This window comes from Microvirga sp. GN3, assembly GCF_055792825.1.
Map to the genome: position 1 here is coordinate 14,485 of NZ_JBVVAK010000043.1, position 17,561 is coordinate 32,045.

Sequence of the window (17,561 nt, forward strand, 5' to 3'; positions counted from 1 at the left end):
GCCATATTGCGAGGAAAATCCAATGCCGACGTCCACATCAGGCACAGTTGCGTTCCTCGGCATTGGTCTCATGGGATCGCGCCAAGCGAAACGATTGCTCGAAGCCGGCTACGCGTTAACGGTCTGGAACCGCTCGCGCGAGAAGGCCGAGGCTCTTTCGCCCTTCGGCGCGCGTGTCGTGGATACAGCCTCTGAAGCAGTGAGCGGTGCCGACGTTGTCATCCTCATGCTGGAGAACGGCAAGATCGTCACCGATGTACTGTTCTCGCAAGGTGTGGCGGAAGCCCTGAGGTCAGGCGCCATCCTGGTCGATATGAGCTCCATCAAGCCTGCCGAGGCACAGGAGCACGCGAAGCATCTCGCGGAGCGTGGCGTCCATCACATCGATGCGCCTGTTTCCGGGGGGACCACCGGCGCAGAGCAGGGCACTTTGGCGATCATGGCTGGCGGTGATGCAGATGTCTTCACCCGTGTCGAGTCAATTCTGAAGATCATGGGCAGGCCTGTTCATGTGGGCCCGCACGGGGCAGGGCAACTGGCGAAATTGGCCAACCAGATCATCGTCGGCGTGACTATCGGTGCCGTGGCTGAAGCGCTTCTGCTGGCGCAGCGCGGGGGTGCCGATCCCGCCAAAGTCCGAGAGGCTCTCCGCGGCGGCTTTGCCGAAAGCCGCATCCTCGAACTGCACGGCCAGCGCATGGTCGAGCGGGATTTCATCACGAAGGGGCGTTCGGTCACACATCTCAAGGATCTCGACAACGCCTTGGATGCCGCAGGGCGGATCGACTTGAATGCGCTGCCTTACACCACACTGACCGCCGATTTGTTCCGAGGTCTCATCGCGAATGCCGGCGATCTTGATCACAGCGGGTTACTTGTCGAGCTTGAACATAGAAACAACATCCTGCCCTCAGGTTGAGAGCCGACGGACGGACTTTGTCACGGCAAGATACTTGGTTTTGTCGTCCGCTGTGGCGCCTCGCTGAAATAAGCCGAGTATGTGTTCAAGCAAGAACGATTAGATGTTTCTAACGACAGGGGGTCTCTGGTTTGATCTGGACGAACTTTGCCCATCTGATTTGCTGACCGGACCGTACCCTAAGTCAAAATCAATGCTTTGAACCGTTTTGAGGCATCAGCCCGTCTCTACGGCTGATGTCTATGATGTTTATGTTAAATCGCAGACATTCCACGTCTCCGACCTCATCGAGCCGAACAGGTTGCGTGTCGAGTTCAACTTTTATTAATCTATGTTACCGTAAGGTAACATAGATTAATAAAATAGAAATCCTCAGTAAAACGACTCGACCTGTAGGCGCCAATTCTTATTACTGCCATCGCGACAGCAGTTTCAGGCGGGGACTGCCGAACACCTCAACGATAACGATCAATAGTGTCGCGTGACGGCACGGCCATCCAGGGCTCCAGACCTTGTGATCGGCCAGGGGGCATGACATGGCGGGTAGTCTCGAGGGAATTCAGGTTAAGATCACCCTGACTTTACAGGGATTTTTCGAAAGTGCGCCTCCATACGTGTTCACCTCAGTACTCGTCGGTCAGGGGGCTGAACTCGTTGTGCCGCTATCCGCAAGGATCCTGTCCGACACGGATGGAGACGGCGACATGGAGCCGGTTCAAGGGCCGAACGGCCTTTTGAGTGGCACCGTCACTATAGACATTTCCGGCAATCAGGTCTTCGCCCAGTTCCAAGGAACGGCTCAAGCGGCCGGATTCAACATCACCATCGAAGGCTTGGCGCCAGCAGGCGTGGCTCCGGGGACGATTGCCCAGCAAGGTTCGATGAGTGGCGTCAACACGGTTTACGCCCCGACCTATGATGCTGAGACCAAGACTTTGGATCTGGACTGGTACTTCCTAGGGTTCCAGCCCGGAACGAATGTCAATCAGACGGTCTTCTATGACAATCTTCTGGAAGATGCCCCGGACGCGGTCAATGATGCGTTCAATGCCACGGCGGGTGTGCTGCTGACGGGCAAGAACGTTCTCGCGAACGACACGGACCTCGACAATGGCGGTCCGCTTGGTGTCGTCGACCTGCAGACGATTACTGCGATCGATGGATCCGCGGCCGGTGTCGGTCAATGGGTCAATCTGGCTGGTGGCGGGCGCGCTCAGCTGAATGCGGATGGCACCTTGCAGTTCTCCGATGACGGCGACTTTGCCGACCTGAGGGCAGGACAGACACGCACCACGTCCTTCGTGTTACGGTAGCGGACTCGACCGGACGGTCCGATACTGCCACTGCGACCTTCACCGTCGAGGGCGTCAATGATGCGCCGACGGCCACTAATCTGACCCAATCCAAAAGCGGTACGGAGGACGGTGGAGCGATTTCTCTCGACAACATCGTCGTGACGGATGTCGACAGCGGTGAGACCGTCACCGCAACCCTAACCCTGAGCAACCCAGTCGCCGGCAGCCTATCCACCGGCACGTTTGGGGCCGCGACCGCGACCTACAACGCCGGAACGGGCGTTTGGACCGTCACCGGATCGGTCGCCGACGTCAATGCCGCGCTCGCTGCCGTGGCCTTCTCGCCGGCGGCCAACTGGGCTCAGGACGTCACGATCACAACCCAGATCCTCGATGCGGCTGGAACCGGCCCGGCGGACGGCGTCATCACCCTTGACGTGACCCCGGTCAACGACGCGCCGACATCCGCCGACAGCGCCGTGACCCTGCTTGAGGACACGTCGTACACGTTCAAGGCCGGGGATTTCACCTTCGCCGATCCGAGCGATGCTCCTCCGTCCAATGCTTTCATGTCCATCGTGATCGAGACCCTGCCGGTGCGCGGCACCTTGACGATCGATGGTGCCATGATCACGGCGGGGAGCGAAATCGACTTTGACGATATCGGCAGGCTGGTGTTCACGCCTGGTGCCAATGAAAACGGGGCGGGAGCCCAGTACAGCGGCTTCACGTTCCGGGTGAAGGACGATGGTGGCACGGCGAACGGGGGCAGCAGCACATCCATTCCCTACGCGATGCGTATCGACGTGACTGCGGTGAACGACGCAGCAGCCATCGGCGGCGATCTCGGAGGATCAGTCAAGGAGGACGCTGTCACGACTGCCTCCGGCGTACTGATGGTGGCCGACATAGATGTCGGCGAGGATGCGTTCCTTCCCATGGCTGACGTGCAGGGCACCTATGGTACCTTCTCGTTCGATCATCTGACGGGCGCGTGGACTTACGAACTCGACAACGCCCTCAGCGCCGTCCAGGCTCTGCGGGAAGGCGAGGTGAAGCACGACACCTTCACCGTGAAATCATCGGACGGAACCGAACGAATCGTTACCATCACGGTCAACGGCACTCAGGATGCCGATGTGATCGACGGCGTGGACGTAGTGCGGACAGAGGTTGACAACGGCGATGGCACGTTCTCGCAGGTCATCACGATCCCTGTCGTAACCGGTGGTCGAGGCGAGACGGACGGTGACGGACGGTACGCCGACATCCCGCTCATGAATGTCGGCGGGCGCAACCTGCTGACCGCTCAGCTCGGCGTCGGTATTGGCCTGACCGTCACCGGGCTTTCCGCTCCGAAGGCGGCTGGCTCCTCGCTCGACGATCTGATTCGCGAGATTCAATCCCACACGACCGCGGGATCGACCGACCAAGTGTCTCTGACCGGCGGCGGATCAGGCTTTCTCGCGAGCCTCCCGACCGACAGACCGCTTCTTGTGCAGAGCATCGTCGCAACTCAGAGCGGCGCCACCTCTGGCGTGCCCCTCGTTATCAGCGGCAGCAAGGATCCAGATGCCCCAGCGACTGCGCTTGTGATCGACGCCCGTGGCCTCGCCGCAGGAACTGTCATAGAGCTTCAGGACATCGCCTTCGCGACGGTCATCGGCAACGTGCAAGTCACCGGCGGCGCTGGTTCACAGGTGGTTTACGGCGACGGCTCAAGCCAGTCTATCGTGCTTGGAGCGGATGACGATACACTTCATGGTGGAGCGGGCGACGACTATGTCGGCTCGCTTAGTGGCAATGACTGGCTCTACGGCGACGATGGCAACGACACCGTTTCCGGCGGTGTCGGTAACGACTTCCTTTTCGGCGGTACCGGTGTCGACCGACTTGAAGGCGGCGACGGTCATGATCGGATCGATGGCGGAACTGGCGCCGATGTGATGATCGGTGGCCGGGGGAACGACACCTATATCGTCGACACTGCGGATGATCGAATCGCGGAAGTTGCCAAAGCTGGCACCGACACGGTGCTCGCACCGGTGAATCATCGCCTGGCTGCCAATGTTGAGAACCTCACGCTCTCGGGTGATGCCCTCTTCGGCTATGGCAATAGCCTGAGTAACGTCCTCCGCAGCACAGACCAAGGCAGTCGCCTCTATGGCCAGGGCGGCAATGACACGCTCTACAGCGGCAAGGGCGATGATCGCCTCCATGGTTCATCCGGAAACGATAGGGTCTATGGACGGGACAGTCACGATTATCTGACCGGCTCTTCCGGCAAGGACCGTCTCGATGGTGGTGCCGGAGAAGACTCCCTCTCAGGCGGTTCGGGTAACGACATCCTGATCGGAGGCGATGGCCGGGACAGCATCTTCGGAGGCTTCGGCGACGATGTGATCTATGGCGGACTCGGGGCAGACGTGCTCGAGGACAACTATGGGCGCGACACGTTCGTCTTCAACACACGGCTCGGCAAGGGCGAGGTAGACACGATCAAGAATTTTAATGTCGGTCCGGACACTATCCGGCTTGAGAACGCGATCTTCACGAAGGTTGGTGGTCGCGGCTGGCTGGACGCGGATGCCTTCCACATCGGTTCCAGAGCCTCCGATAAGGATGACCGCATCATCTATGATAGCAAGAAGGGCATTCTCTACTACGATAGCGACGGCTCTGGGTCGAAGGCGCAAATCGCCTTTGCCAAGTTGTCGAAGAATCTGAAGATGACGGAGAAAGATTTCTACATCATCTGAGCCGGTTCCAATGACGATCCCCTTTCCGAACATGGAAAGGGGATCAATTGGCCGTTTGAACTCTCAGTTCCCGATATTATCCGGAAGGAGCCCGCGGCTGCGTTCCAACAGGTCCGGGAGCCGAGGTGAGCCAAGGCGGCCCCCGAAATGTTCGCACTTCATGGCGGCCGCCACGTTGGCCATCCAAACGGTCCGGGACAGGTTCCAGCCGTTGATAAGGCCATAGACATACGCGCCGTGCCAGACATCGCCGGCGTTCAAGGTGTCTACGGCGCGAATGGGTATCGACGGGAATTCATACAGTGCGCTTGCCGCACTTCCCCTGTGCCATATCAATGCGCCTGCCACGCCGAGTGTCACTCCGACCACGTTTGCTTCGAGGCGCGCTGCGACCTCCATCAACGCCTCTCGGGGCGAGGTGCTTGAAACAAGGGAGAGCAGGGCAGGTTCCGAAAACAGAACGTGGTCTGCAAGAGAGATCATCTCGCGGAGCAATTCGGGAGGTGCAACATCGGCGTCGAGGATGGTTGGAACACCATGACGGCGCGCCTCCGTCAGCACGGCCTTTGCACCTTCAAGCCACCGCATGTCGACGAGAACGGCAGCGGCATTCGCGACCTCGTAAAGCGGGAGCCAACTCGGATCGGAATCGAGTGACGGATCGGTGTACGGCACCACCAGCCTTTCACCAGCGCTGTCGACGAGAATGGTCGAGAAGGCTGTACGGGCATCCGGGATCCTACGGATCCGGTCGATGCGCACGCTCTCACGGGACAGGTCGCGCAGGAAGCTGTCGCCGGCTGAATCGTCGCCAACGCGTGCCCAGAGTTCGACATTGGCCCCGAGGCGAGCGATGGTAGCCGCCGCGGCCGTCGCCATCCCGGAGGCTGCTTGGACAGCTTTTTCCGGCAGCACCTTGGCGCCATGTCCCGGAATCCGGTCAATCTTGAAGATGGTGTCCCAGAAAGCGCACCCGAGGCAAATCACCGGCTTCTGGTTCATCGCTTTCATCAATATCGATTCTCACCCCGGGTCAGATCGCATCGTCTATCGACACATTGGAAGGGCGAAGGCGGTTATTCAAGCCTGAGCGCCCGCGCCCGAGCGTTCATGATGTGCGCAATTGCGGCGTCCACGGCGGCCGGGGTATCCCGCTGCTTCATGGCCGCGATGATGGCGAGGTGTTCTCGCATGACCGGGATCACGAGATCCTCATCGAGGCTCGTCTCGTTCTGGCGAATGAGGCGGACCTTGATCCAGTTCACGCGGTAGGCTTTCGAGATGATGTCGTTGTTGAGATCATCGATGATCTTCTCGTGGAACTCCCGGTCCACCTGCTGAGCCTCGGCGACGAGGCCTTCCGTCAGCCCATTTTGAGCGGAAGCGACAATGGATTGATGCGCAGCTTCAATCCGCTCGATGGCGGCATCGCTGGCTATCTGGCTGAATGACGCGATTGCTTCGCGCTCGAGGATAAGCCGAAACTGAAATGCGTTTCGGATCAACGTGATGTCGAGGGGCAGGATCTGCAATCCGCGCTGCGGGACGGTGACGATCAACCCCTCCGCCTCCAATCGCGGGATCAACTCACGGATTGCGCCAAGAGGTTGTCCTGTGAGGGCGACCAATTCCCGCTGGGTCACGAACTGACCGGGTTTGATCTCACTTCGCAATAACTGTTCGGTGAAGGCGTCATAGGCCCGCTCACGCAGCTTGAGCTCCGAGCGGGGCGCGTGGCGGGCCATGTTCATGCAACAGCCTTGATGACGTTTCCGAATGGCTCGAGCAATGAGACGGCTCGTGCCGCGGCTTGTTCGTCCAGTGTCGGAAGCGGAGGCCGGGCAACCGCCCAAATAGGATCTCTGTGCACATGAGCCACGAGCGCTTTCACCATGGGAATGATCGGGTGACGGCAAATCTCATGGACCAATTCGACGATGCGCGGGTCGTCTCGGCCGTTCTCCGCAAGAGAAATCACGGCTTCCGGCAGAATGTTGGCAACCCCACAGATGGATCCGGCGGCACCTGCGGCACACGCCCGACCAAGATAGGTTTCATCGCCGACCAGGATATGGAGATCGGGGAAGGCGTTGATCAGGGCGAATGTCGCGTCGGGATTACAGGCGCTATCTTTGACGCCTCTGATAGCACCTGGATAGCGATCCTTCAGGCGCGATATGACCGTGTGTGACAGGGGTACGCCGGTCATGGCGGGGATATGATAGAGAATGACATCGCGAAGATCGCTCCCAACGGAATCGAACACGGCGGAATACCAGCCGAACACGGCTTCGTCCGGAGCTGGGCGGAAGTAGAAGGGCGGCGCAAGCAGGACGGCATGGGCACCGCGGCGCAACGCTTGGCTCGTGCTGATAGCGGCCTCCTCAGGCGAACAGGCGATCACGCCTTCCACCAGTTTTTCCGCCGGGATGCCAAGATTGACGATTTCGGCCGCGACACGCTCGCGCTCGGCCGCGCCGACGGAGGGACCTTCACCGGTCGTCCCGAATAGCGTCGCCGTCCGGCACCCGCGAGCGAGGCAGTCTTTGGCGTGTATGGCCAGACGTTGAACGTCGACCTTTCCATCCAGAAAGGGAGTGACAAGGGCGGGACTGATGCCAAAGCTGAGCGACAAGAGAGCCTCCGGTAACAGCTTCGGCGCCGGGCCGAGCAAGTGTTGTGTTGACACTAACATGTTACATGGTGCTTAATCGGTTGCAAGCGCTGAAAAGAGTCCGAAAGGACCGTTACATTACATCACGGAGGAAATGGGCAATGGCTGCAACAGGCGGATCGGTTACGCGTCGTACATTTCTCGCAAGCACAGCGGCGGCTGCCGCATATGGCCTCGGCGGCACAATGCCTGCCTTTGCGGATGTGAACTGGAAGAAATACGCCGGCACGAAGATCGGAGTGAATCTCGTCAAGAGCCCGCGCGGTGAGGTTCTTCAAAAGTACGAGAAGGAATTTACCGACCTGACTGGCATTGAGGTCTCATCCGAGCAGACGCCGGAGCAGCAGCAACGGCAGAAAGCCGTCATCGAGCTGAACTCGGGTAGCCCGAGCTTCGATGTGGTTCATATCAGCTATCACGTTCAGAAGCGCCAGTTCGAGAAGGCCAATTGGCTGGCCGATCTCAGCGCGTTCATGAAGAATCCGGAACTTACGGAAGCGAGCCTGACCGAAAGCGACTTCTCGCAGGCTGGCCTGCTCTATGCAAAGAATCCGCAGGGACAGATGTTGTCGCTGCCGTTCTCGGTCGATTACTGGATGGTCTACTGGAACAAGGACCTCTTTGCGAAGAAGGGCCTTTCCTATCCGCAGACCTTCGAGGAGATGGTGAAGGTCGCGGAGGCGCTGACGGATTCGAAGGAGGGGACTTACGGCTTCGTCGCACGCGGTCTGAAGAACGCCAATGTTCCCGTCTGGACAAGCTTCCTGCTCGGCTACGGCATCGATCCTGTCGACGCCAATGGCAATCTGATGACGGATTCACCCGAAGCCATTGAGGCTGCGAAACTCTATCAGCGCTTGCTCACCAAGTCTGCACCGACGGGTGTCGCCGGCTTCAACTGGTCGGAATGTCAATCCGCCTTCTTGCAGGGCAAGATCGGCATGTGGCTCGACGGCGTCGGCTTTGCGCCTCCGCTGGAAGATCCGGAAAAGTCGAGGGTCGTCGGCAAGGTTGGCTACGGCGTCATGCCGCGCGGACCGAAGGCTCAGGCCTCCGCAACCTTCGGCGACGGGATCGGCGTCACCGCCGCCAGCAAGAACAAGGAAGCCGCCTATCTCTATTGCCAATGGGCGGTTTCGAAGCTGATGGGCGCACGTCTCCTGCAGGCTGGTGGCGGCGTTCCGTTCCGCCAGTCGATCCTCAGCGATGCAGAAACCCGTAAGGGCGTGAAGATGCCGCCGGCCTGGATCGACGCGGTGGTGGAATCGGGCAAGATCAGCAAGCTCGGCCTTCCCGTCATCCAGCCGGTGACGGAGTTCCGCGATATCATTGGCATCGGGTTGACGAATCTTCTGGCGGGAGGAGGGGATCCGGCGACCGAAATGAAGAAAGCGACGGAGCAGTTCAGACCCATCCTCGAGCGCAGTGAGAAGGCTTGATGCGATCCGGACGGGAGAAGATCGGCATGGTGGAGCATGTTCATGTCCACCATTGCTGAACACCAGGTCACGCCGCTGACAAAGGCAGCGTCCGCTACGGACGCTCGCCCGAAAAGCACCTACTGGCCCTTTGTCGTTCCCGCCGTGGCGGTGGTGGGATCGGTGATCGTGTTCCCGTGGGTCTTCACGGTGTGGATGAGCATGCAGGAATGGACAGTCGGTGGAGCCCGTCGCTTCACCGGCTTGTCCAACTACATGCGGCTCGTATCGGACGAGCGCTTCCTGACCTCTGTCGGTCATACACTCATCTATACGTTCCTGGCCGTGATCCTGCCGCTGATCTTCGGTACCCTGGCGGCTCTCATCTTCAACTCCCGCCTGCCGTTCCGAGGCATCCTGCGCGGCGTGTTCGTCATGCCGATGATGGCCACGCCCGTCGCGATCGCCCTGGTTTGGACAATGATGTTCCATCCGCAACTGGGGGTGCTGAACTATCTCCTGTCCCTGATCGGTATCGGTCCGCAGGCCTGGGTCTTCAATCCCTCGACGGTGATCCCGTCGCTGGTTCTGGTCGAGACATGGCAGTGGACGCCGCTCGTCATGCTGATCGTCCTGGGTGGACTCGCGGCCATTCCGACGGAACCTTACGAAAGCGCCGCCATCGACGGAGCGACCATCCTACAGCGGTTCCGCTACATCACGCTGCCGATGATCGCACCGTTCCTGATGGTCGCCGTGATCATCAGAACCATCGATGCCCTGAAGAGCTTCGATATCATCTACGCCATCACCCAGGGCGGTCCGGGCACCGCGTCGGAAACGATCAATCTCTATCTCTACAGCGTCGCCTTCGCCTATTACGACGTGGGCTACGGATCGGCGATTGCGGTCGTGTTCTTTGCGATCGTCATCGCCCTGTCCCTTCTCATGCTCCATCTTCGCCAGCGCACGAAGTGGACCGATGTTCAGGATGGCGCATGAACCTCCGGAAAGCCGCTAATTCGCTCGGCATGCTATTCGTCGGCCTCGTGCTGGTCTCGCCGGCCGTGCTGTTCTTCCTTTGGATGATTTCACTCTCGCTGAAGTTCGAGGTCGACAATGCGGCCTATCCGCCGATCCTGATCCCTGAAAGATTTGCCTGGAAGAATTATACCGGCGTGTTCGAATCGAACCGCTTCGGCCTCTTCTTCATCAACAGCCTGATCGTGACCGGTGCCGCGACCGGGCTCGCTCTCCTCATCGGCGTTCCAGCCGGCTACGGGATCGCTCGCATGAAGGCGACCAAGGCGGCCGTGGTCGTTCTCATCGCGCGCATGACCCCTGGTCTGTCCTATCTGATTCCGCTCTTTCTGCTCTTTCAGTGGCTGGGTCTGATGGGCACGCTCGTGCCGCAGATCATCGCTCACCTCGTGATCACGGTCCCGATCGTGATCTGGATCATGATCGGTTATTTCGAAACGACCCCGCTTGAACTCGAGGAAGCGGCCGTCATCGATGGGGCCAACCGGTGGGATGTTTTTCGCCACATTGCACTGCCGATTGCGAAGCCGGGCATCACAGTCGCTTTCATCCTCGCGGTGATTTTCTCCTGGAACAACTTCGTCTTCGGCGTGGTGCTGGCAGGCCGGGAAACCAGAACTCTGCCAGTCGCAGTCTACAACATGCTCTCTTTCGAGCAGCTAAGCTGGGGGCCTTTGGCCGCGGCGGCACTGATCGTCACCTTGCCAGTTCTCATTCTGACCATCGTTGCACAGCGGCAAATCGTGGCAGGCCTTACAGCCGGTGCCGTGAAGGGTGGATGATGCAAGGAGCCTGAGAGGCAGGCTCCCTGCAAGATCAGTACTTTCGATTGACTCAATGGAGACAATCAAGAGCCGTGTCCGAGGGTCTCTTCTTACAACTGTCGTGGTGGGACTCCGCCCGCTGACTGAACGGAGAGAGCGCCCGCCTTGATGCCGGCCGCGAGGCTCTTCTCGAGATCGAAGGTTCCGAGCCAGGAATGGAGGAAGCCTGCGTTGAAAGCGTCGCCCGCACCGGTGGTATCAACCACTTTGACCGGGAGTGCTTCTGCCGAAACGCAGGTCGACGCATGGGATGCCATGGCGCCATGCTCGCCGCGCTTCAGCACCACTAGGGGAAAATGCTGCTGCAGAGCGTGCAGGATGGCCTTGACCGATGTTTCGCCGGTCAGCGCCTCTCCCTCTTCGACATTCGGGAGGAAGACGTCGATTCCTGTACACGCCTCAAAGAAGCCGGTATCCTGACGGATCAGTTGATCGTCCCAGCTCGGATCGAGCGAGACCGTCAGACCCCGATCCTTCGCCATGGCGATCACGTCGGGATTGTCCTTGAGAGTGGCAAATTCCGCGATGTGCAAATGCGCGATCTCGGGTGCCGAGAGGGCCTTCTCGAGCGAGGCCGGACGGGACGTGCCGGCGCGGCGGGACACGAAGGCCCGTTCGCCGTCCTTCACCAGAGCAACGGTCGGCTGAGGCCCGGCGTCGTGGAACCGCTCGACGAAAGTGAGATCAATCCCGCTGCCTTCAAGCTCCGGATTGAGGCTCTTTGAGAGAGGGTCCGTTCCAAGGCGTGTGAGCAGCGCTGAAGGCCGGCTAAGAGATGCAAGATGCGCCGCGGTGATATAGGCGCCACCGCCCGCGACGATCGTCACGTCCTCGGCAAAGCGCTCGCGACCAAGCGCCGGCATGTCGCGCAGACCCGTGAAGATGATGTCGCAATAGATCCGGCCAAGGCAGAGGACCTTGCTCCGCTTAAGGGAAGTCCCGGTCATTGGGCAGCCAATGCCTTCTCTGTCGCCTTGTCGAAATAATAGAGTCTCTCCGCCGGAGCATGCAGAGTCAGCTGCTCGCCGATTTTTGGAATCTGCCGGCCGGGCGCGGAACCAATGATGGTCTGATTGCCGCTTTCGATATGAACGAGGGTCTCGGAGCCGAGGGTTTCCACGACGACGACGGTGCCCGACACAGCCAAGCCCGGCATTCCGAATGATGCCGGGGCGAGGTCTTGCGGGCGAACGCCGACCAGAATCTCGGAGGTCGAGGCCGACAAGGATGGAACATGGACGGAGCCGCCAATCGACAGATTCGCTTGGGCCTCCTTCAATGCGGCCGGAAGAAGATTCATGGTCGGGCTGCCGATGAAGCGCGCGGTAAAGACATCGACCGGCTTTTCGTAGAGCTCCAGAGGCGAACCGACCTGCAGGATCCTGCCGTCGCGCATCACGACGATCCTGTCGGCCATGGTCATGGCTTCGACCTGATCGTGGGTCACGAACACGGATGTGGTACCAAGCCGATGATGCAGCCGCTTGATCTCGATGCGCATCTGGGTACGCAATTGGGCATCGAGATTGGACAGTGGCTCGTCGAACAGGAACGCGGCAGGGTCGCGGACCATCGCGCGTCCGATGGCGACGCGCTGGCGCTGGCCGCCCGACAGGGCCGAGGGACGGCGCTCCAGGAGATGCGACAGACCGAGGGTCTGTGCGACCTGTTCCACCCGCGCGCGTTTTTCGTTCTTCGAGAGCTTCGAGCGGTAAAGACCGAAAGCGATGTTCTCGGCCACGCTCATGTGCGGATAGATGGCGTAGTTCTGGAACACCATGGCGATGTTCCGGTCCTTGGGCTGGAGGTCGTTGACGACGCGTCCGTCGATCCTGATCTCGCCGTCGCTGATCTCCTCAAGACCGGCGATCATCCGCAGCGTTGTGGATTTGCCGCATCCCGAGGGGCCGACCAGAACGACGAACTCGCCGTCCTGGATCGCGAGGTCGATCCCATGGACGACCGCCGTCTGCCCATATCTCTTGACGAGGCGATCGATTTCGATGGTCGCCATTAGCGGTCTCCGAGCAGTGCGTTGAAACGGGATTGAAGGTCCTGGGCGGATGCCTCGGTGCGGCTCTTCGCGTTCTGCATCCGGGTCCGAAAGCCTGCAATTTCCTGATTGTAACCGGTAATCGCCTGGGACAGCGCCTTCGGCGCCGGTCCGCCGAACCGGTCGCGGACGGCAACGAAGTTTTCGGCCGAGACGATTTCGGCGAACTGGGCCGGATTGACGCTCGTGCCGCGACCCGCACAGTGTTGGAAGGCCTTCTGAAAGGCGTCAAATCCATCGCTCGCGATATCCCCGCCGATGGCAACGACGGAGCGTGCGACCTCTGCCGCAATCTCGTGCGCTTCGCGGAAGGACAGGCCTTCCAGGCGCACGAGGCTGTCGGCAAGTTCCGTCACGGTGATGCAGCTGCGGCGGATATTCTGGCGGACCCTGTCGGCATCGACCCGTAGGGATGGAACCAGCGCTGCGAGCAGATCGAGGACACGACCGCCGCTCTCGAAGGCGCCATAGCCGAAGCCCTGGCTCTCGCCTTCGCTGTCGTTCATGTCGGTGAACGGCGTGTTGTGCATGATCGTGAGCATCGCCTGCGCCCGTCCTACAGTCTGGGACGCGAGGTGGCGCATATGCTCGATCGGAACGGGATTGCGCTTCTGCGGCATGATCGAGGAGATCTGCACGAAGGCATTGGGAACATAGATCTGCCCGACCTCGAAGCTCGTCCAGAACTGCAGATCCTGGATGAAGCGGCCGAGATGCAGGAAGATCAGCTCGATGGCCGCATAGGTCGACGTGATGTAATCGATGGATGCGATGCAACCGTAGGAATTCTGCAATGGCCGGCTGAAGCCGAGCAGATGAGCCATCAACTCGCGATCGATGGGAAAGCCGCTCGTGGTGATGGCGGCGGCCCCCATCGGACTCCGGTCGACGATGTCGCGCGCCGCCTCCAGGCGGGCGATGTCGCGCAGCAGGGTCTCGAGAACGGCGGAGAGATAATGACCCAGAACGGTCGGTTGTGCCGGCTGGCCATGCGTATAGGCGACGATCAGTGTCCTGCTTTCCCGTTCCGCCACGGCGGCGAGGGTCTCGGCCAGATGCACTAGGCGCTCCAGCAACGGATCGATGCGATGCTTGAGACCGAGCTTGAACAGGGTGTGGTCGATGTCGTTGCGCGAGCGCGCCGTGTGCAGGCGTCCTGCGAGGTCTGGCCCGAGGCGGGCGCGAAGCTGCTTTTCGATGAGGAAGAAGAAGTCCTCGACCTCGCCAGTATAGGTCAGGCTGCTCACATCGACTTCGCGATCAATGGCTTCGAGAGCCTGAGCGATGGACCGGGCCTGCTCGATGGTCAGGATCCCGGTCTCGTGGAGCATGACGAGATGCGCCCGGTCGATGAGGCGGAAGCTCTCGACGTGATGATCCTTGGCGCCGTCGAACAGGGGACGCAGCACGGTCTCCTTGTAGACCGGATCCGGGAATTTGGATGTGTCGTTGAAGGGACCTGCATTCATCGGCTTCAGCCTTTAAGTCCGGCCAGCATCACGCCGCGGACGATGTAGCGTTGGAGGAACAGGAAGATGATGAGAGTGGGAAGGGTGGCGATGCTCGCGCCCGTCATGATCTTTTCCCACTGTATGGATTGCTCGACCGCGAAGCTAGAGAGCCCGACCGGCAACGTGTAGAGCTCTGCGCTCGTCGTCACGATGAGCGGCCAGAAGAAAGCCGTCCAGTTGCCAAGAAATGTGAATATCGCGAGAGCCGACAGGGCAGGGGTTACGAGCGGCATGGCGATCTTCCACCAGATGGTGAATTCATTCAGGCCGTCGATCCTCGCCGCTTCCAGGAAGTCATCCGGCACGCCCTCGAAGAACTGCTTCATCAGGAAGGTGCCGAAGGCCGTCATCATGCCCGGGAACATGATCCCCCAATAGCTGTCGAGCCATCCGAACTGGCTCGCCATGAGATACCAGGGCAGGACCAGCATCTCGGTCGGGATCATCAGCGTGGACAGGATGGCGATGAAAACGATGTACCGGCCGCGGAACTTGAACTTTGCCAGCGTGTAGCCGACGAGACTGTCGAAGAAGACGTTCGAGAGGGTGACGATCACTGCCACGATCATCGAATTGATGAACCAGCGTGTGAAGCGCCCGTCGCCCAGGATCTCGATATAGTTGTCGAGGGTCGGCGCTGCCGGGATGGCGCGCAGATCGTAGACCTGCGAAGCGTCCTTGAGGGATGTCGACAGCATGAAGAGGAGGGGCGTCACCATGATGACGCCGCCGATGAACAGGAGCGTCCAGGCGACAACCTTGCCGGGCCTGATCCGCGACATGGGCAGAGCCGATCTGTGGGACGATGCGACCTGGGTCATCAGCGGTCTCTCATGATGCGCAGTTGGACGAGGGAGATCACGAGCAGGATGACGAACAGGACGACCGTCTGGGCGGCTGCGTATCCCATCTCGTAGGAGCTGAAGGCCGTCTGATAGATCATCAGCACGAGCGGCTTGGTCGAATTCAGCGGACCGCCTGGATCGTTGGTGTTGATGTTGTAGACCTGATCAAAGATACGCAGGAAGCCGATGGACGAGAACACGACCAGGAAGACGAGGGTCGGCTTGAGCAGCGGAATGGTGATCTTGCGCAGGATCGCGCCTTCCGACAGGCCGTCGATCCGTGCGGCCTCGTAATAGGTCACCGGAATGGCCCGCAATCCGGCGAGGAAGATGATGATCTGGAAGCCGAGGCCGGCCCAGACAGCCGGCGCGAGAACCGCAGGCAAGGCCTGCGTGGTCGAGCGCAGGAACGGCTGCTGCGGAATGCCGAAGCCAGCGAGGATGTCATTGATTACGCCGATGGGCACGGGCTGGTAGAACCAGCGCCACACCCATGCCATCGCGGCTGCCGTCGTCAGAAACGGCAGGAAGTACAGCGCGCGGATGAACGAGTGCATGAACCGCACCCGGTCGAGATAATAGGCCACGACGAACGAGATCAGCAGGCTGATTGGCGTGCCGAGGATCAGGTACAGGAAGGTGTTGCGGAACACCTGCCAGAAGAGGGGATCCGCAAACAGCCTCGTGTAGTTCTCCAGACCGACGAAGGAGGCGGGCTTCGTGATGGTCCAGTCGGTGACGGACAGGTAGAAGGCCTGGAAGGTGGGCCAGAATCGGATCACCACATAGAAGATCAGCGGAACCGCGAGGAAGCCCCACGCCCATATCACCTGTTTCTGGCCGAGGCTCATCCTCGACCAGAGGCCGCCGGAGGCGGCCTCTCGATGTGCGACAACGGACATTGGTTCGATCCTCGCGGGCTATGGCTCAGCGCTTGGCGCGGTCGAGAATCGCCTGTTCGGCTTCGGCTGCCTTGGCGAGCGAGGTCTTCGGATCCACGCCGCCGATCAGGACACGGTTGGCCATGTCGATGGCGACCTGACGCTGGGCTGCCTCATCCTTGAACAGGGTCGTGTGGGCGTATTCCAGCCCCTTGAGGAACGGACCGTAGATCGGATGAGCGGCGTTCTCGGGCGTGAGAGCCGCAGCGCGCCGTGCCGGCAATTCGCCCACGACCTCCATCCAGATCTTCATGGCTTCCGGCGAGGAGACGTAGGTCAGGAACTTCTCGGCCGCCGCAAGCTTCTCACCCTCCGCCTTCGTGGTGATTGCATTGGCGAAATAGCTCGCATAGTTGCTGCGCACGCCCTGGGCGTTGGCGGGAAGTTCGGTCACGCCCCATTCGAAGCTTTTGATCGTGCCGAAGGAGCCGAGACGGAACGTGCCGTCGATGGTCATGGCGGCAAGGCCCGCGCGGAAGGCAGCCTGGCCCTCGTCCATGAAGCCCGTCTGGCCAACCTTATGCTTCTTCTGCAGGTCCGTGTAGAAGGTGAGGGCCTTCAGGCCTGCCTCGTCGTTGTAGGCTACCTTCGTGTCGTTCTCCGTGTAGGGAACGCCGCCGAACTGGCGGATCAGGACTTCGCGCCACCATTGGTGATCCTGCCCGCCCATGTCGAGCGTCATGCCGGCGGAGGTGATGTTGCCGCTGCCGTCGCGCTTGGTGGTTTTCTCAGCGGCGGCGACAAGCTCCTCGAGCGTCTTGGGCGGATTGTTGGGATCGAGGCCGGCGTCCTTGAAGGCCTTCTTGTTGTAGAAGAGCGCGAGAGACCGCACAGCGGTCGGCAGGCCGTAATAGTCGTTGCCGCGCTTCATGGCGCTCACGATCGGGAAGAAATCGCGTTCGATATTCGCGGCCGGGAAAGCCTCAGCACGCAGAGGACGGATCATCTTGCCGGCGATGAAATTGTCGGTCCAGCCATAGAAGAGCTGCACCACATCCGGTCCCTGACCGGCGAGAATCGCAGCAGCGACCTTCGTCTGGTAGTCGGCATAGGGGAAGGTGGTCTGCTTGACCTTGATGTCCGGATTGGCCTCCTGGAACTTCGCGATCAGCTGGGTCATCGCCTTGACACGTGTGTCAAAGACATACTGCCAGTATTCGATCTCGACGGCCTTCGCGCCGGAGGTGGCCAAGGTGACGACGCCTAGGGCGACGCTCGCAAGCATGTGACGAAAACGCATATCCCTCTCCATTCTTCTGGCGCGGGGCGCCGACATTTCTC

15 protein-coding genes are annotated in these 17,561 nt (G+C 60.3%); 6 read left to right on the forward strand and 9 right to left on the reverse strand.

Annotated elements, in window-relative coordinates:
* Positions 1-22: 22 nt before the first annotated feature.
* The 3 genes from ACS5Q1_RS20535 (at position 23) to ACS5Q1_RS20545 (ending at position 4,973) form a co-directional block, all read left to right on the forward strand.
* A complete protein-coding gene (locus ACS5Q1_RS20535; protein ID WP_473099916.1) occupies positions 23-919 on the forward strand; it encodes an NAD(P)-dependent oxidoreductase in 897 nt (298 codons plus the stop codon).
* 536 nt (positions 920-1,455) lie between these two features.
* Positions 1,456-2,232 (forward strand): hypothetical protein, encoded by a 777-nt coding sequence (locus ACS5Q1_RS20540; RefSeq protein ID WP_473099917.1) that lies wholly within the window; start codon positions 1,456-1,458, stop codon positions 2,230-2,232.
* Positions 2,233-2,372: 140 nt separating this feature from the next.
* Positions 2,373-4,973, forward strand: a complete 2,601-nt coding sequence (locus ACS5Q1_RS20545; RefSeq protein WP_473099918.1) for a VCBS domain-containing protein — start codon at positions 2,373-2,375, stop codon at positions 4,971-4,973.
* Between the two features lie 63 nt (positions 4,974-5,036).
* Here the strand turns inward: ACS5Q1_RS20545 and ACS5Q1_RS20550 are convergent, their stop codons facing one another.
* The 3 genes from ACS5Q1_RS20550 to ACS5Q1_RS20560 form a co-directional block, all read right to left on the reverse strand.
* Complete coding sequence (locus ACS5Q1_RS20550; protein WP_473099919.1) at positions 5,037-5,975, reverse strand: PfkB family carbohydrate kinase; 939 nt, start codon at positions 5,973-5,975, stop codon at positions 5,037-5,039.
* 74 nt (positions 5,976-6,049) lie between these two features.
* Complete coding sequence (locus ACS5Q1_RS20555) at positions 6,050-6,724, reverse strand: GntR family transcriptional regulator (RefSeq protein WP_473099920.1); 675 nt, start codon at positions 6,722-6,724, stop codon at positions 6,050-6,052.
* Positions 6,721-7,608, reverse strand: a complete 888-nt coding sequence (locus tag ACS5Q1_RS20560) for a dihydrodipicolinate synthase family protein (protein ID WP_473099921.1) — start codon at positions 7,606-7,608, stop codon at positions 6,721-6,723. Before ACS5Q1_RS20560 ends, ACS5Q1_RS20555 begins: the two co-directional genes overlap by 4 nt.
* Positions 7,609-7,748: 140 nt before the next feature.
* On the opposite strand from ACS5Q1_RS20560, the gene ACS5Q1_RS20565 reads away from it, so the two are divergent.
* The 3 genes from ACS5Q1_RS20565 to ACS5Q1_RS20575 are packed head-to-tail and all read left to right on the forward strand — an operon-like array spanning position 7,749 to position 10,888.
* Positions 7,749-9,086: an ABC transporter substrate-binding protein gene (locus ACS5Q1_RS20565; protein ID WP_473099922.1), complete on the forward strand. Its 1,338-nt coding sequence runs from the start codon at positions 7,749-7,751 to the stop codon at positions 9,084-9,086.
* Positions 9,087-9,128: 42 nt separating this feature from the next.
* On the forward strand, positions 9,129-10,067 hold the full coding sequence (locus ACS5Q1_RS20570; protein WP_473099923.1) for a carbohydrate ABC transporter permease: 939 nt from the start codon (positions 9,129-9,131) through the stop codon (positions 10,065-10,067).
* Positions 10,064-10,888 (forward strand): carbohydrate ABC transporter permease, encoded by an 825-nt coding sequence (locus tag ACS5Q1_RS20575; RefSeq protein WP_473099924.1) that lies wholly within the window; start codon positions 10,064-10,066, stop codon positions 10,886-10,888. Before ACS5Q1_RS20570 ends, ACS5Q1_RS20575 begins: the two co-directional genes overlap by 4 nt.
* A 92-nt stretch (positions 10,889-10,980) precedes the next feature.
* Here the strand turns inward: ACS5Q1_RS20575 and ACS5Q1_RS20580 are convergent, their stop codons facing one another.
* From ACS5Q1_RS20580 to ACS5Q1_RS20605, 6 genes are read right to left on the reverse strand one after another with little or no spacing between them, the layout of a single operon-like run.
* Positions 10,981-11,877 (reverse strand): carbohydrate kinase family protein, encoded by an 897-nt coding sequence (locus tag ACS5Q1_RS20580; RefSeq protein ID WP_473099925.1) that lies wholly within the window; start codon positions 11,875-11,877, stop codon positions 10,981-10,983.
* Positions 11,874-12,944, reverse strand: coding sequence for an ABC transporter ATP-binding protein (locus tag ACS5Q1_RS20585; RefSeq protein ID WP_473099926.1), 1,071 nt, complete (start codon positions 12,942-12,944; stop codon positions 11,874-11,876). Before ACS5Q1_RS20585 ends, ACS5Q1_RS20580 begins: the two co-directional genes overlap by 4 nt.
* On the reverse strand, positions 12,944-14,452 hold the full coding sequence (gene argH, locus ACS5Q1_RS20590) for an argininosuccinate lyase (protein ID WP_473099927.1): 1,509 nt from the start codon (positions 14,450-14,452) through the stop codon (positions 12,944-12,946). The genes ACS5Q1_RS20585 and argH overlap by 1 nt, the downstream gene beginning before the upstream one ends.
* Before the next feature lie 5 nt (positions 14,453-14,457).
* Positions 14,458-15,315 (reverse strand): carbohydrate ABC transporter permease, encoded by an 858-nt coding sequence (locus ACS5Q1_RS20595; RefSeq protein ID WP_473099928.1) that lies wholly within the window; start codon positions 15,313-15,315, stop codon positions 14,458-14,460.
* Positions 15,315-16,241, reverse strand: coding sequence for a carbohydrate ABC transporter permease (locus ACS5Q1_RS20600; protein ID WP_473099929.1), 927 nt, complete (start codon positions 16,239-16,241; stop codon positions 15,315-15,317). Before ACS5Q1_RS20600 ends, ACS5Q1_RS20595 begins: the two co-directional genes overlap by 1 nt.
* A 25-nt stretch (positions 16,242-16,266) precedes the next feature.
* A complete protein-coding gene (locus tag ACS5Q1_RS20605) occupies positions 16,267-17,520 on the reverse strand; it encodes an extracellular solute-binding protein (RefSeq protein WP_473099930.1) in 1,254 nt (417 codons plus the stop codon).
* Positions 17,521-17,561: the final 41 nt, after the last annotated feature.

Coding starts and splice junctions, on each gene's coding strand:
- ACS5Q1_RS20535 (WP_473099916.1), top strand. CDS start 23: ATGCCGACGTCCACATCAGGCACAGTTGCGTTCCTCGGCATTGGTCTC.
- ACS5Q1_RS20540 (WP_473099917.1), top strand. CDS start 1,456: ATGGCGGGTAGTCTCGAGGGAATTCAGGTTAAGATCACCCTGACTTTA.
- ACS5Q1_RS20550 (WP_473099919.1), bottom strand. CDS start 5,975: ATGAACCAGAAGCCGGTGATTTGCCTCGGGTGCGCTTTCTGGGACACC.
- ACS5Q1_RS20555 (WP_473099920.1), bottom strand. CDS start 6,724: ATGAACATGGCCCGCCACGCGCCCCGCTCGGAGCTCAAGCTGCGTGAG.
- ACS5Q1_RS20565 (WP_473099922.1), top strand. CDS start 7,749: ATGGCTGCAACAGGCGGATCGGTTACGCGTCGTACATTTCTCGCAAGC.
- ACS5Q1_RS20570 (WP_473099923.1), top strand. CDS start 9,129: ATGTCCACCATTGCTGAACACCAGGTCACGCCGCTGACAAAGGCAGCG.
- ACS5Q1_RS20575 (WP_473099924.1), top strand. CDS start 10,064: ATGAACCTCCGGAAAGCCGCTAATTCGCTCGGCATGCTATTCGTCGGC.
- ACS5Q1_RS20580 (WP_473099925.1), bottom strand. CDS start 11,877: ATGACCGGGACTTCCCTTAAGCGGAGCAAGGTCCTCTGCCTTGGCCGG.
- ACS5Q1_RS20585 (WP_473099926.1), bottom strand. CDS start 12,944: ATGGCGACCATCGAAATCGATCGCCTCGTCAAGAGATATGGGCAGACG.
- argH (WP_473099927.1), bottom strand. CDS start 14,452: ATGAATGCAGGTCCCTTCAACGACACATCCAAATTCCCGGATCCGGTC.
- ACS5Q1_RS20595 (WP_473099928.1), bottom strand. CDS start 15,315: ATGACCCAGGTCGCATCGTCCCACAGATCGGCTCTGCCCATGTCGCGG.
- ACS5Q1_RS20600 (WP_473099929.1), bottom strand. CDS start 16,241: ATGTCCGTTGTCGCACATCGAGAGGCCGCCTCCGGCGGCCTCTGGTCG.
- ACS5Q1_RS20605 (WP_473099930.1), bottom strand. CDS start 17,520: ATGCGTTTTCGTCACATGCTTGCGAGCGTCGCCCTAGGCGTCGTCACC.